Here is a 14,353-nt window from a genome sequence, read left to right as displayed (position 1 = left end):
GTAAATGACTGCAAAGAGGATTAAGCGAGTTAGGCTCAAGGCACGGGAGCTTCTCTCTGAGAAGTCGTTGGAACTGGGCATCAGCCTTCTCTGTGGAAAGAGGGGGCTTAAGCGGGAGATAACCCATCCCCGGATAAAGGACCCTGGTCTTATCCTTGCTGGTAATCTGGAATATCTCGAAGAGGGAAGCCTTCTCCTCCTTGGAGAGAAGGAGGTTCTCTACCTCAAGAAGTTGTCTGGAACCAAGCGAAGTGAAGTGATGGTGAAGATATGTTCCACCTCCATTGCAGGGATAATCATCGCTGGAGGGCTTGTTCCTCCACCAGAGGTCATCGAGATTGCCGAGCAGTATCAAGTTCCCCTATTTTCCACCTCCCTTTGCGAGGATGAATTTAGGGAGAGGATAAACTCCTTCCTCGATAATCAACTCGCCCCTCGGACAGTGGTTCATGGGGTGCTTGTCGATCTATGGGGGGTAGGGGTGCTTATCATTGGGGAGAGCGGTATCGGAAAGAGCGAGTGTGCCTTGGATTTGGTGGTTCGGGGGCACAGGTTGGTTGCCGATGATGTAATTGAGATAAGGCGTCGTTCGGGAAACATCCTGATCGGCAGAGGACCGGAACCACTGCAGCACTTCCTTGAGCTCCGTGGTTTGGGCATCGTTGATATAAAAGAGCTTTTTGGCGTTGCCTCTACCAGGAGATGTAAGCGAGTAGAGTTGGTGGTGGCTTTGGAACGATGGGAGGAGAATGAGGAGTATGATCGTCTGGGCTTAGAGGAGCTCCGCTATGAGATTCTTGGGGTGAAGCTTCCCCTGATTAAACTGCCGATAGTGCCGGGGAGGAATCTATCTATCCTTATTGAAGTGGCGGCGAGAAACCATCTCCTCAAGCTTCGCGGTGAATATCCTGCCCGGGAGTTCATTGAGCATATGGAGAGGAGGATGATGGAGCCCGCTCCCCCAAAGGTGAAACCATCGGAGGAAGACCTCGAGTGAGGATCGCTAATTTTGCCATCATAACGGGGCTTTCCGGCTCAGGTAAGAGTTTGGCTATTCATACCCTTGAGGATTTAGGTTATTTTTGTGTAGACAATCTTCCCATCCGCCTTATCCCCACATTTGTTGATCTCTGTGAGGTATCGAGTGAAGAAATAACCAAAATAGGGGTGGTTATCGATATTAGGGAGCGAAATTTCCTCTCCGACTTCGATCAGGTATATGAGGAGTTGAGGAAAAGGAAGCTTCCGATGACCCTCATCTTTCTTGAGGCGGATGATGATGTGTTGATCCGGAGGTATAGCGAGTCCCGACGTCCCCATCCATTGGGGACTCTGGATACGATAAAGGAGAATATAGCTGAGGAAAGGAAGCTACTCGCCAATGTGAGGACAAAAGCGGATATAATCGTTGATACCTCGCGGTTCAATGTGCATCAATTTCGGAGTTATCTCTTCGAGCTTCTCTCCGAAGGGAGAAGGAAGAGGAAGCTTTTTATATCTGTGGTCAGTTTTGGGTATAAATACGGGCTCCCCAACGATTCTGACCTCGTCTTTGATGTTAGGTTTCTTCCCAATCCCCATTTCAACGAGGAGTTGAGGAATAAAACCGGTATCGAAGAGGAGGTATGTCGTTTTGTTACTGGGGGCAAGGAGTATCAGGAATTCTTTAAAAGGTTGACCGGTTTTATTTCCTTCCTCCTTCCTCGGTTTATTGCTGAGGGAAAGAGTTATCTCACCATAGGTATAGGTTGTACAGGAGGGAGGCATCGTTCGGTTGTGGTGGCAAATGAACTCGCCAAGTTCATTGAGGATAAGGGCTTTATGGTAAGGGTTTGCCACCGCGATATAGAAAGGCAATAATTTTAGGAGAGATGAGATGGTAGGAGCAGTAGTGATAACCCATGGTAATTTGGGTGATGAGCTCATCTCGGCATGTCACAAGATAGTGGGAGAGATGGGACCGGTAAAGGCGATCTCGATAGGATGGGATGATGATGTGGATTACTCCCGGTCGAGGATCAAGAAGGCGATAAAGGAAGTGAATAAGGGGGAGGGAGTGTTGATACTTACCGATATGTTTGGAGGGACACCGACCAACATAAGTCTGTCCTTTCTTAAAGAGGGAGAGGTGGAGATCGTTACCGGGGTCAACCTTCCGATGTTGATAAAATTGGTGGAGTTTCAGCGGGAGGATATGAAGCTGAAGCAAATTGCCACTGAGCTTAAGGAGCGAGGTAAAAAGAGCATCTATGTAGCCAGTGAACTTCTCTCAGCTACTGGGAGATAGAGGAATTGGTCAGTCGAGAGGTGGAGATCGTCAATAAGTTGGGGCTTCATGCCCGGGCAGCGGCGAGGTTTGTCCAGTTGGCAAGCCGGTTTGCCTCTGAGGTTAAGGTTAGTAAGGACGGCTTTACCGTTAATGGGAAGAGCATTATGGGGATCCTCCTCCTCACTGCTCCCAAGGGATCGCGAATAGAGATCTCTGCCTCAGGGGAGGACGAGGAGGAGGCTGTAAGGGCTCTTTCGGAATTGGTTGCTACCGGTTTTGGGGAAGAGGGATGAAGGGACGGGTATTGAGGGGGAATGGGATATCACCAGGTATCGCCATTGGTAAAGCTCTTGTCCTTAAAAGTAGAAGGATCCCGGTAATTCGGAGGAGCATCCAGGAGGAAGATATTCCCTTAGAGCTAAAGAAGTTGAAGGAGGCGCTTTCCCGCTCTAAAAGACAGCTCATCGATCTCAAAAAGCGGTTCTCTCAAGAGGGTGGGGGTATACCTGTCTGTATCTTCGACTCTCATCTGATGATGCTTGAGGATCCGGTTTTCATCGCTGAGGTGGAGCGGGTTATAAAAGAAAGCCGGGTCAATGTAGAGTGGGCAATAAGGTTGGTAATAGACGATATAATCGCTGCCTTTTCTTCCATCGAAGATGAGTTTTTCAGAGACCGCAAGGTGGATATAGAGGATGTGGGAAATAGATTACTTTTGAACCTCTCTTCCTCCCCTTTTTTCCAGTCCAAGATGTCTCTTTCCGAGGAGGTGATAGTGATTGCCCCCAATCTTACCCCCTCTGATCTCGCCCATCTTGCCCCTCGTTTTCTTCTTGGGTTCGCTACCGATACCGGGGGGGCTACCTCCCATACCGGGATCATCGCCCGTTCCCGGAAGATACCGGCGGTGGTAGGGGTGAATGGGGTAACTTCTGAGGTGAGGACTGGGGATAGGGTGATAATCGATGGCGATGAAGGGGTGGTAATTGTGGAACCGACCGAGGTGCTTATAAAGGAGTACCGGGTGAAGCAGCTCCAGCTCCGAGACTATGAGGCGAGGCTTTTCCGAACCAAGGAGCTGGAGGCGGTGACCACCGACGGAGTGAAGGTGACCCTTCAGGCAAATATCGATCTTCCCGAGGAGGTGGATGCTGCCATCGCTTATGGGGCAGAGGGTATTGGTCTTTATCGGTCTGAATTTCTCTTCCTTAAACCGGGTTTTGAGCCTCCTACTGAAGAGGAGCACTTCCAGGTGTATCGGGAATTGACTGAGAAGGTCTCTCCTCATCCAGCTATCGTACGCACTCTCGATCTTGGCGGTGAGAAGTTAAGTGACAGGGAGGGGGCGCCAGACGAGGCGAATCCAGTATTGGGGCTTAGGGCTATCCGTTATTGTCTGAAGAGGAGAGATCTTTTCAAGACCCAGCTTCGGGCACTCTTGAGGGCGAGTGCATATGGGGATATAAGGGTGGTGTTTCCTCTTATCTCTGGATTGGAGGAGTTGAGGGAAGTAAAAGAGATATTCTCCGAGGCTAAGGAGGAATTGAAGAGGGAAGGGGTTCCTATCAACGAAGATATGCCGCTTGGGGTGATGATAGAAGTTCCCTCAGCCGCAGCTACCGCTGATATCCTGGCGATGGAGGCGGATTTCTTTAGCATCGGTACCAATGATCTTGTTCAGTACTTCCTCGCTGTTGACCGGACCAATATGGCGGTGAGCCATCTCTATCAACCACTTCATCCAGCCATTTTGAGGAGTGTGAAGTTCGTCGTGGAGGCGGCAAAAAAGGCGGAGATAGAGGTCAATATATGTGGTGAGATCGCCGCCGATCCCATCTTGGTGATGGTTCTCCTTGGAATGGGGCTTACCCAATTGAGTATGAATCCGGCATCCATTCCCCTTATCAAGAATGTGATTCGCTCGGTTTCTCTCTCCGAGGCTGAGGAGATAGCAAGGCGGGTTTTGACCTTCTCCACCGCCAAGGAGATAGAGGAATACCTTTTAGAGAGGATGGCGAGCCGTTTTAGCGGGAGGGTTCTTACTGAATTACGCAACAACCACCGGGGAGGAGGAAATGGGCTATCAGGAGATAAAAAAGGTTGAAAAACCTTGGGGTTACGAGCTTATATTTGCTCATAGTGAATCCTATGTGGGTAAGATACTTCACATCGAGAAAGGACATCAGCTTAGCCTTCAATATCACAATGTAAAGGACGAGACCATTTATCTCCTCCGGGGGAGGATGACCCTGGTTGTAGATGAAGGTGATGGTCTTAAGGAGCTTACTCTCGAGCCAGGAAAAAGCTACCGGATAAAGCCAGGGGTGAAGCATCGGATGCGCGCCGATGAGGCCTGCGATGTAGTCGAGGTATCCACTCCTCATCTCGACGATGTGGTCCGGCTGGTCGATGATTACGGTAGGATCTCCTCTAATTAGTAGTTCTTCAGCCGAGGATCGAGCAAATCCCTGAGGCCATCCCCCAGGAAGTTGAAGGCGAGGACGAGAAGCGAGATCATCAAACCAGGAAATATGGTTAGATGAGGGGCGTCAACTAAATGCGAAAGCCCCTCGCTGAGCATCCCCCCTAAAGAGGGAGAGGGAGGTGGTACCCCAAGTCCGAGGAAGCTCAAGCTCGCCTCGGCGATGATTACTCCAGCGATCCCCAGGGTGGCTTGTATGATTACCGGTGGGATCACATTGGGAAGGAGGTGACGGAAAAGGATACGGAGGTTTCCCGCCCCTATTGCCCGTGCTGCTTCAATATACTCCAGTTCTTTTATTTTTAAAACCTGTCCCCGGGTTAATCTGGCGTAGGAGACCCAGCCGATGAGGGAAAGAGCGAGGAGGAGGTTTTTAAGCCCAGGACCTAACACCGCCACGATGGCAATAGCGAGGAGAATACCAGGAAAGGCGAGGAGGATATCCACAATCCTCATCAGAAGCTCGTCCAGGAAACCGCCAAAGTAGCCCGCAATAAGGCCGAGGATTACCCCGATAACGGCTGATATTCCTACCACCACTATCCCCACTAAAATGGAGACCCGTACCCCATAGATCGCCCGTGAGAGGATGTCCCGTCCAAAGTCATCCCTTCCCATCGGATGGAAGAGTGAGGGAGGGGCAAGACGTTGGCTGAGCTCCTGTTCTTCAGGGGGGTAGGGAGCAATGAGGGGAGCGAGAATGGCTATCACGATAAAGATGGAGATTACCGCTACTCCGAAGGAGGTAGCTGGATTCTCTTTAAAGAGCCTCATCCTTTTTCTCCATATCTTATCCTCGGATCTGCTAAGGAGTAAGCGATATCGGTCAGCAGGTTTACCAATATATATCCGAAGGATATGGCTAATATCGTTCCCTGGACCACCGGGTAGTCGCGTTGGTTTATCGCTTGGATGAGGAGGCGTCCAATCCCGGGCCAGGCGAAGATCGTCTCGGTAATTATCGCTCCGGCAAGAAGGGTACCGAATTGGAGCCCGATAATGGTTATCACTGGTATTAAAGCGTTCTTAAGGGCGTGTTTCCCAATGACTATATATTCTGGTAGTCCCCTTGCCCTTGCTGCCCTTATATACTCCTTCCCTATTTCCTCGAGGAGGCTTGCTCGAACCATCCGGGTAAGGATAGCGGATAGGGCGGTTCCTAAAGTGATGGCAGGAAGGATGAGGTGAGATATTCCTCCGCGTCCGGATACGGGGAGGAGGTTTAACTTTAGGGAGAAGATGATGATGAGGAGCGGTCCCAACCAGAAATTGGGAATGGAGAGCCCAAAAAGGGAGAAGAAACGGGCAAGATGGTCGAGGAAGGTATTCCGCTTAGTAGCGGCGATTACTCCTAAAGGGAGGGAGATGAGAAGGGCAAGGGCGAGGCTGGCTAAAGCAAGTTCTATTGTTGCCGGATAACGCGATAACACGGTAACGAGAACAGGACGCCCTGTTCGTAAGGAAAAGCCGAGATCCCCTCTTACTAGTCCTTTGATGTAGTCGATATACTGGATATATAGAGGTTTGTTCAAACCGAGTTGTTCCCTAAGGGCGGTTATATCCGCTTCAGGTGCGTTTTCTCCGAGCATTGCCAATACCGGATCCCCAGGGATGAAATGGATGAAAGAAAAAACAAGGGTTACTACCCCAATTACCGTGGGGATGGCGAGAAGCAGTCGTCTTGTAATGTATTTTTTCATGTTATGAAAACTTCCACCGCCTCAGTCTCATAATCTCGTTAAAAGTTTAGCTGGCTGGCGGTGATTTAATCAAGGGGTATTGGGCCTAATCTGCTGCCGGATAGCTCTTTTTAAATATATGGTAATATAGATTACGGCTTGACAACTCCGCCTTTTTTATCATAATAAGATGATATGCCTTGAGAAGGGGCATTGATGGGTGAAGTGGTCAACCTTCATAGCTGGTGAGAGGAAGCGATGATATATGTCTGGATGACTGCGATCTTTTTAGCATTAATAGTAGGGTACTTCTTTGGCAAGTCTCGGGTTGAGGGTAAGAGGAAGGATGATGAGGAAGGAAAGGAGGAGTTAGGGGTAAAGGAATTAATCAAGAAGATCAAAGACGAGGGAATAAGGACCACCGAAGAAGAGGTGGCGAAGCTGAAGGCAGAAGCGGAAGAGGAGATAAAGAAGAAGCGAAAGAAGGTGGAGGAGGAGATAAAGAAGAAGTATGAAGAGATGGAGAGAAAGCTTGCTAGCGAAAGAGAGCGTTTTGAGCAAAGCCTGAAGATAGCAGGGCGCGATTTTCTCCTTAAACTGAAGGAAGATCTTGAGGAGCATCTATTGAAAAGAAGTGTAGCCAAGGAGGTAGAAGGGGTTCTTACCGATTCCGATTTCTTGAAGAAAGCGGTCCTTACTATGATTGCTGAATTCAGCAAGAGGAAGGGAGAGGTTACTGATATAGAGCTCCTTCTTCCCAAGGAAAAGGCGAAGGAGATGAAGGGTTATTTCATAGAGAAGATCGAGAAAGAGATTAGAGAGAAAGCCGAGAAGAAGCCCAAGGTGGAGATAGGTATTTTGGACGGCAAGGTAGGTTTCAAGGTGGGGCCTAAGGGAGAAAACTACCAGCTTGATATTACCATGGAAGCCCTTACCGATTCTTTTGTCTCCTTCCTCCGGCCAGATTTCCGCAGATATTTTTTGGGAGAGGATGAGAAGCCTGAAGAGGAAAAAAGGGGAAAGAAAAAGGAAGATAAAGGGACGAAGAAGGGAGGAAATAAAGAGGGTACAGAGAAGGAACGATAATGATAACGGGCAATTATTATACTTATTTAATCGCCTCTCTCATAAAGCTTGAGCGCGGAGTACGTCCTCGGTTTACTTTGGGCGATTTCCTCCGGGTAAAGAGGAAGTTTATTGAGGAGGTTCATTGGCCCTTTGTTGATATTATCTTGAGAAGGTACGATGGTTTGAATCTTCATCATCTTTTGACTGGAGAGGGGAGATTTCTTCCCTGGGGAACATATTCCCAGGAAGAGCTTAAAAGGTGGCTTGAGGAAGAGGAGGAGGGGGAAGGGGGTAGAGAGGAGTTTCCGCAGTTTATGCAGGCTTACCTCGAGGAATATAAAGCAGGGAAGATAGAGAAGATTGACCCTTTAGATCGGTTGCTTGAGCTCTATTATTATGAAGCTCTTTCCACTCCCAATCTTTTTCTTCGTCGTTTCTTCACCTTTGAGGTTATTCTTATTAATGTAGTTACCGCCCTCCGTGCCCGGGCTAAGTCCTTAGAGGTAAAGGATTACCTGATTTGCAAGGATGGTCTTCCTCTCTCTCTATCTGCTGATATTATTTCAGTTTCCGATACGATTATAAAGAATTTTTCAGTAACTGATTTCGGATTGGGGAGGGAGTTGCCTTGGATAAAGGAGGTCTCAGCCCTTGTTGAACAAGGGGATTTCCTTTCCCTTGAGGAGAAGCTCGACGAGATCAAGTGGGGGAAGATAGACGAGCTCACCGCCTATATCTATTTTGATGTAGAGGTAGTGCTCGCTTATATCCTGAAGCTTCTCATCCTCGAGCGATGGAGAGAGGCGGAGGGCGATTTAGGAGGGAGGATTAGAGAAGAGCTGGTAGCCGCAGCTACTGCTAAAGAGGAGGAGGTGTCGTGGGAGATAGGATAGGCACGATAACCCTTATTGATGAGAACCTGGTGCGGGCGACCATTCCTGGTAGCGTTAGGATGGGGGAAGTGGTTTATGTTGGTGAGGAGCGGTTGATGGGCGAGGTGATCCGAATACGCCCTGGGCTTGCCGATATTCAGGTTTATGAAGATACTACAATGATCCGCACCGGGGAAAAAGTGGAGTTTACCGGCGATGTGCTTCAGGTGGAGCTTGGTCCCGGTATCCTTACCGAGATATTCGATGGTTTGGGCAATCCGTTGAGGAAATATGGTCTTTTCCTTACCCGAGGTGTTCATTACCCAGCGGTTGATCCAGAGAAAAAATGGGAGTTCGTACCCAAGGTAAAGAAGGGTGATGTAGTGGTCGAAGGCGACATAATTGGCACAGTTCAGGAGACACCCTTAATTGAGCATCGGATAATGGTCCCAGTAGGGATCTCCGGTGAGATCCTGGAGATAAAGAAGGGGGAGTTCAGCGCTTACGATACGGTGGCGGTAGTGAAGGATAAAGAGGGGAAGAAGCACGAGCTCTCAATGGTTCAAAAATGGCCCATAAGGACCCCCCGACCGATCAAAGAGAGGCTAAAGCTCTCCGAGCTCCTCGAGACGAGGACGAGGATAATAGACGGTTTCCTCCCCATTGCTAAAGGAGGAACCGGTTGTCTCCCTGGAGCCTTTGGAACGGGGAAGACCGTTGCTGAACACCAGCTTTCTCGCCAGTCTCGGGCTCAGGTGGTTGTCTATGTCGGCTGTGGTGAGCGGGCAGGAGAGATGGTTGAGCTTATTACCGAGTTCCCCGAGCTTACCGATCCCGATACAGGAAGGCCCCTGATCGAGCGGACGATAATGGTAGTTAATACCTCGGCGATGCCGGTGTCGGCGCGGGAGAGTTCGGTCTATCTTGGGGTAACCTTCGGGGAGTACTTCCGGGATCAGGGCTATGATGTATTGGTGCTTGCCGATTCCACCTCCCGTTGGCTTCAGGCGTTGAGGGAGATGTCTGGTCGCTTGGAGGAGATACCGGGTGAAGAGGGATTTCCCGCTTATCTTGAGACCAGAATAAGTTCATGGTATGAACGAGCAGGAAAGGTCCGTTGTTTGGGCTCCGATGAGAGGATGGGAAGCGTAACCATTATTGGAGCGGTAAGCCCTCCAGGTGGTGATTTTTCAGAGCCGGTAACCCAGGCGACGATCAAGGTAACTGGTTGTTTCTTTGGTCTTTCCCGGCGTCTTGCCGAAGCGAGAATCTATCCTGCTATCGATCCCCTTATCTCGAAGAGCAAGTATTTTGAAGACCTTGCTCCATTTTTTGCCGAGAAAGGATATCCCCGCTGGGTGGAGGATGTGGAGCTCCTTAAAGGTTATATCCTCGAAGGGGTAAGGATCAAGGAGCAGATAGATATTTTAGGCGATGCTGGTGTTTCCGATCGTGATTATCTTGCCTATCAACTTTCCCTGATGATCCGTGATTCTTATCTCGTTCAGAACTTCTTCCACCCGGTAGATGGAGCTACCAGTCTCGAACGGCATTATTTTATGCTTGAGTTTTTGAGGGAGATAATAGAGTGGGCGAAGAAGCTGGAAACGCTGGGAAAGGAAAAGATGAGGGAAAAGATCGCCAAGATAACTTATGAACTTATACAGATGAATTATCAAAAGGATTACCAAGAATATGCGGAGAAGATAAGGAAGGAGTTACTGAAAGAATGAAGAAGATATATACCGAGATCAGACAGATAGCCGGTCCTATAGCGGAGATAAAGGGGACGATGGGAATAGGTAATCGGGAGATAGCGCATTTCCCCGGCTATGGGATTGGTCAGGTAGTGAAGCTCGCTGGTGATACCGTTTATATCCAGTCCCTCAGGGGGACACTTGGGATGAGCACCCGTCAGCCAGTTTATTTCACTGGTCGCCCACTGATGATCCCCTACGATTCAGAGCTTCTTCTCGGGCGCAGATTCAACGGGGTATTCGAGCCGATAGATGGTAAGCCACCAATCACTTCGGGCAAGCTCGTTCCCGTTATTGGTTCGGTGATCAACCCTACAGTGAGGAAGATGGGTTCAGGTTATATCCAGACCGGGATCCCCGGCATTGACGGGGCGAATACCATTGTCCGGAGCCAGAAGATACCCATCTTCAAGAGACCTGAGGAGGATGTGAATAAGGTAGTGGGGAGGATCATCCGTCAGGCAGAGGTAAACGACCGAAAACCCTTTGTAGTCATCTTCGGGGGTATTGGTCTTAAGTATGAGGAGTACCTTTATTTCCAGGAGGTGCTCAATGAGGCTCCTGAGCGGACCATTATGATTATAAACCTCGCTTCGGAATCCTCGATCGAACGGCTCAATGTTCCTCATATCTGTTGCGCCATTGGAGAACAGCTTGCCCTTGAGGGGAAGCATGTGTTTATCGTTCTTTCCGATATGCTCAACTTTGCCAATGCGTTGATGGAAGTGGCAAACGCTCAGGATAAGATCCCGGCTCGGGCGGGCTATCCTGGCGATCTTTATACCAAGTTGGCTCAGGTTTACGAGCGGGCGACCAACTTGGGAGGAGACCTGGGTTCAGTTACCATCTTGGGGGTGGTCTCGGTCCCGAATGGCGATATCACCCATCCCGTCCCCGACCTCACCGGTTATATCACTGAGGGACAAATTTATATTGAGCATGATAAGGTGATGGTGCTTAAATCGCTTTCCCGGCTCAAGCAGTTGGTGATAGGGAAGGAGACGCGTCACGATCACCCGGCGATTATGGATGCCTGTATCAAGGCTTATTCTTACTCCCTCGATCTCAAGGAGAAGCTTTCGATGGGGCTTGAGATAACCCAGGAGATAGACAAAAAGTTCCTCAAGTTCGGCGATCTATTCGAGAATGAGTTCTTACCAGTACATCAGAATCGAACAATGACGGAAACCTTGGATCTCGCTTGGGATCTCATATCCATTCTCCCGCTTGAGGTGCTTGGTATAAGGAAGGAGATAAGCGACCAGTTCTATCGGAGGAAGGAGGCGGCGTAGATGCCGATAGAGGTCTCCACCCTGGCGAAAACAAGGGGAACCCTCCTCGAGCTGAGAAAGAAGAGGGAGAGGTTAGAGCGGGCGATACCCATCCTTGAGCTGAAGCAGAAGCAGCTTACCCTCGAGTGCAATCAGCTGAGGCGGGAAATAGAAGGGCTTAAGAGGAAGATGGAAGAGAGGGTGAAAGACCTTTCCTCTGAGGCGCTTGTCCTGATCAATAAAGATCCGGCAAAGCTTATTACTACAAAAAAGGTTATCCTCGTTCCTGGGGTGATAGGTGGAGTTAGAGTGAAGTTGTTTAAGGATGTGGTTTTCGAGGAGGGAAAATACAGTTTAGCAGCCACTCCTCCGGTTTTCGACTATGTCCTTGCTACGGTGAAGGAGATAAAGAGGCTTCACTATAATATCATCGTCCTCGAAGAGGCTTACCGGGTGCTCGCAGCCGAGTTGAAGAAGGTAACCCAGCGGATAAACCTCTTTGATAAGAAGTTAATACCAGAACTACTTGAGGCAGAGACCTATCTTTACGAGCGGTTAGGGGATAGAGAGAGGGAGACCACGGTAATTGCCAAGGTGGCGAAACAGAAATATGCCGGTACCACCGGTGGTGCTCTTCTTACGGAGGTAGCCTGATGATCGTCCCGATGAGGAAGATTACCATCGTTGGCTTGAAGGATGATGAGGAGAAGGTACTGGGGAAGCTCCAGGAGATAGGAAAGCTCCATCTGATCCCGGTGACTAAGGGGAAGCCTAAGGAAGAACTCCTCGAAGACCTCGCTAATCTCCGAAGGATAATGGAAATCCTCACCCCCTACGAGAAGAAGGCTAAAAGGAGGAAGAAGAAAGAGGAGGTAGATTGGAAGGAGATAGGAGAGAAGCTTGAATCTCTACTTGAGAAGAAAGAGGAACTCAAGGTAAAGAAAAAATCACTCCTTAAATTGAGGGAGAGATGGATCCCCTGGGGAGGGATCTCCCTTTCCGAGATAAAGGAGCTTGGTGAAAGAGGGATTACTCTTCAGTTCTTTATCCTGCCTCGTTCCCAGTTTGCTCGGCTCGACCTTAAGGATAAGGTATACAAGGTTACCTATCAGACCGGTGATATGGTTTATCTGGTGGTTTTCTCCTACAAAGAGAAGATCGAGGGTTATGCCGAAGCCAAGTTACCGGAGCAGGACCTGACGGATATCGAGCAGGAGATCGCCGAGGTTGAGAAAGAGATCGCCGAGGTTGAGAAGGAGATCGCCCTTTTATCTTCTTATCTTCCTTTCCTTAGGGAGGTTGAGGTAGAACTTCTCGATCGGATAGCCTTTGAGGAGGCGAAGGGGATGCTGGGGAGGGAGGGAAGCGTCTTTATGCTTCAGGGTTGGACCCCGGCAGAATGGGTGCCTGAGATCAAGAGCGCCCTTTCCTCCTTCCGTTTGGCGTGGCTTGTCGAGCCCCCGAAGAAGGGTGAGGATGTGCCGGTTATCCTGAAGAATAAGCCGGTTCTTGAACCATTCCAGCTTATTACCGAGCTCCATTCACAGCCATCGTACGATGAAATTGATACCACTGTCGCCGTTGCCCCGTTCTTTGCCATCTTCTTCGGGATGTGTCTCGGCGATGCTGGCTATGGGTTGATCCTCTTCCTTCTAAGCTCGCTTGCCTTGAAACTCTTTAAGAAGAAACTCACTCCAGGGCTCGAGAAGGGGCTGAAGCTCTTCCGGATGCTCACCCTGTTTGTTACCGGTTTCGGCTTGGCTACCGGAACCATCTTCAGTATAAATTGGGCGCCCAATTCGCCGATACGGAGACTCATAATATTCGACCCTTCGAATAAGATGAGGCTGTTTGCCCTTGCCCTTTTCTTTGGGCTCATCCAGATCTCGGTAGGGGTGATCCTGAAGGCTTACAAGTGGTATAAGGATGGTTTACCGCTTCGGGCGATCGGCAATCTTGGTTATCTGGGGATAATCTGGGGGGCAACAGCGGTTTATTTAGGGGCGAAGGATGTGGGATTTGGTTTCATAGTGCTCGGGGCGATCTTGGTCATTGGTCTCTCCGCTTATGGTGAAGGGGTGTTTAAGCAGATAGGCCTCGGCTTATGGGGTCTTTATGGGGCTACTGGTTTCTTGGGCGATCTTCTCTCTTATTCTCGACTCTTCGCCCTTTCGGTTGCCACCGGTATTATTGCCTCGGTGGTGAACGATATGGCGGCACAGTTCAAGTCCGCCCCTTATATTGGTTGGCCCCTTGCTATATTGATCCTCGTTCTGGGCCATGGGGGCAACATTGCCCTCGGCTTGATAAGCGGTTTTGTTCATAGCTTAAGGCTCCAATTTGTGGAGTTTTATAAGCAATTTTACGAAGGTGGAGGGTTAAACTTCGAATCATTTCGGAAATTGAAACCGGTTAAAGGAAAGGAAGGGCTATGACATTAGGAATATTTCTTGCTTATCTCGGTGTGGTGTTTGCGTTTCTTTTCCCTGGCATTGGTTCAGCGCTGGGGCTTCTGATGACGGGAAACGCTACCCACGGAGCGCTGGAACAGTTCCCCAGGCGGTTTGGTCGTTTTCTTCCGGCGGCGGCGCTTCCCAGCTCCCAGGGTATCTACGGATTTGTTATCGCCTTTATGCTCCTCCGGAAGCTCGGCACCCTTAGTACAATAGACTTCTACACCGGGCTTTATTTCCTCTGCTCTGCCATTCCGGTGAGTGTGGTTGGTTTCTTCTCCGCTTTATATCAGGCGAGGGTTTGCGTTACCGGGATCGAGCTGATAAAGAGCGATGAGACCGCGTTAGGAAAGGTGCTCACTATGGGGGTTTTCCCCGAGCTTTATGCCATTTTGGGGCTTATGGTCTCGCTCTTCTTGGTGACCGCCAAGTAACCTTCTCTTGGTAGAGGTTGTTAGGAGGCTCGGGGTAAAGGCTAATAGATTAAAAAAAGGGGGGGTGG

The 14,353-nt window shown here is 49.5% G+C and carries 15 protein-coding genes; 13 read left to right on the top strand and 2 right to left on the bottom strand.

Annotated features, from left to right (window positions below; genetic code table 11):
- Positions 1 to 4 precede the first annotated feature (4 nt).
- The 6 genes from hprK to J7L64_00405 are packed head-to-tail and all read left to right on the top strand — an operon-like array spanning position 5 to position 4,707.
- Complete coding sequence (gene hprK, locus J7L64_00430; GenBank protein MCD6450824.1) at positions 5 to 997, top strand: HPr(Ser) kinase/phosphatase; 993 nt, start codon at positions 5 to 7, stop codon at positions 995 to 997.
- Positions 994 to 1,860, top strand: a complete 867-nt coding sequence (rapZ, locus tag J7L64_00425; protein MCD6450823.1) for an RNase adapter RapZ — start codon at positions 994 to 996, stop codon at positions 1,858 to 1,860. The genes hprK and rapZ overlap by 4 nt, the downstream gene beginning before the upstream one ends.
- Before the next feature lie 16 nt (positions 1,861 to 1,876).
- Positions 1,877 to 2,287, top strand: coding sequence for a PTS sugar transporter subunit IIA (locus J7L64_00420; GenBank protein ID MCD6450822.1), 411 nt, complete (start codon positions 1,877 to 1,879; stop codon positions 2,285 to 2,287).
- A gap of 5 nt (positions 2,288 to 2,292) precedes the next feature.
- Positions 2,293 to 2,562: an HPr family phosphocarrier protein gene (locus J7L64_00415; protein ID MCD6450821.1), complete on the top strand. Its 270-nt coding sequence runs from the start codon at positions 2,293 to 2,295 to the stop codon at positions 2,560 to 2,562.
- Positions 2,559 to 4,373, top strand: coding sequence for a phosphoenolpyruvate--protein phosphotransferase (gene ptsP / locus J7L64_00410; GenBank protein ID MCD6450820.1), 1,815 nt, complete (start codon positions 2,559 to 2,561; stop codon positions 4,371 to 4,373). The genes J7L64_00415 and ptsP overlap by 4 nt, the downstream gene beginning before the upstream one ends.
- On the top strand, positions 4,345 to 4,707 hold the full coding sequence (locus J7L64_00405) for a cupin domain-containing protein (GenBank protein MCD6450819.1): 363 nt from the start codon (positions 4,345 to 4,347) through the stop codon (positions 4,705 to 4,707). The genes ptsP and J7L64_00405 overlap by 29 nt, the downstream gene beginning before the upstream one ends.
- Here the strand turns inward: J7L64_00405 and J7L64_00400 are convergent.
- Together J7L64_00400 and J7L64_00395 are read right to left on the bottom strand one after the other, a co-directional pair.
- Positions 4,704 to 5,525, bottom strand: coding sequence for an ABC transporter permease (locus J7L64_00400; protein ID MCD6450818.1), 822 nt, complete (start codon positions 5,523 to 5,525; stop codon positions 4,704 to 4,706). The two genes, J7L64_00405 and J7L64_00400, sit on opposite strands and share 4 nt — an antisense overlap.
- On the bottom strand, positions 5,522 to 6,451 hold the full coding sequence (locus J7L64_00395) for an ABC transporter permease (protein ID MCD6450817.1): 930 nt from the start codon (positions 6,449 to 6,451) through the stop codon (positions 5,522 to 5,524). The genes J7L64_00400 and J7L64_00395 overlap by 4 nt, the downstream gene beginning before the upstream one ends.
- 237 nt (positions 6,452 to 6,688) lie before the next feature.
- Here J7L64_00395 and J7L64_00390 point away from each other — a divergent pair, with 237 nt between their 5' ends.
- From J7L64_00390 to J7L64_00360, 7 genes are read left to right on the top strand one after another with little or no spacing between them, the layout of a single operon-like run.
- A complete protein-coding gene (locus tag J7L64_00390; protein ID MCD6450816.1) occupies positions 6,689 to 7,516 on the top strand; it encodes a hypothetical protein in 828 nt (275 codons plus the stop codon).
- Entirely contained in the window at positions 7,516 to 8,391 is an 876-nt protein-coding gene (locus J7L64_00385; protein MCD6450815.1) for a DUF2764 family protein, read from the top strand. The genes J7L64_00390 and J7L64_00385 overlap by 1 nt, the downstream gene beginning before the upstream one ends.
- Positions 8,376 to 10,103 (top strand): V-type ATP synthase subunit A, encoded by a 1,728-nt coding sequence (locus J7L64_00380; GenBank protein MCD6450814.1) that lies wholly within the window; start codon positions 8,376 to 8,378, stop codon positions 10,101 to 10,103. The genes J7L64_00385 and J7L64_00380 overlap by 16 nt, the downstream gene beginning before the upstream one ends.
- Positions 10,100 to 11,419, top strand: coding sequence for a V-type ATP synthase subunit B (locus tag J7L64_00375; GenBank protein ID MCD6450813.1), 1,320 nt, complete (start codon positions 10,100 to 10,102; stop codon positions 11,417 to 11,419). The genes J7L64_00380 and J7L64_00375 overlap by 4 nt, the downstream gene beginning before the upstream one ends.
- Positions 11,420 to 12,052 carry a hypothetical protein gene (locus J7L64_00370; protein MCD6450812.1) on the top strand — a complete coding sequence of 211 codons (633 nt, stop codon included), beginning with the start codon at positions 11,420 to 11,422 and terminating at the stop codon, positions 12,050 to 12,052.
- A complete protein-coding gene (locus J7L64_00365) occupies positions 12,052 to 13,833 on the top strand; it encodes a hypothetical protein (GenBank protein ID MCD6450811.1) in 1,782 nt (593 codons plus the stop codon). The genes J7L64_00370 and J7L64_00365 overlap by 1 nt, the downstream gene beginning before the upstream one ends.
- Positions 13,830 to 14,285: a V-type ATP synthase subunit K gene (locus J7L64_00360; protein MCD6450810.1), complete on the top strand. Its 456-nt coding sequence runs from the start codon at positions 13,830 to 13,832 to the stop codon at positions 14,283 to 14,285. The genes J7L64_00365 and J7L64_00360 overlap by 4 nt, the downstream gene beginning before the upstream one ends.
- Positions 14,286 to 14,353 lie beyond the last annotated feature (68 nt).

This window comes from Acidobacteriota bacterium, assembly GCA_021161905.1.
GTDB lineage: Bacteria > Acidobacteriota > B3-B38 > Guanabaribacteriales > JAGGZT01 > JAGGZT01.
This window is presented reverse-complemented; position numbering and strand designations above follow the sequence as displayed.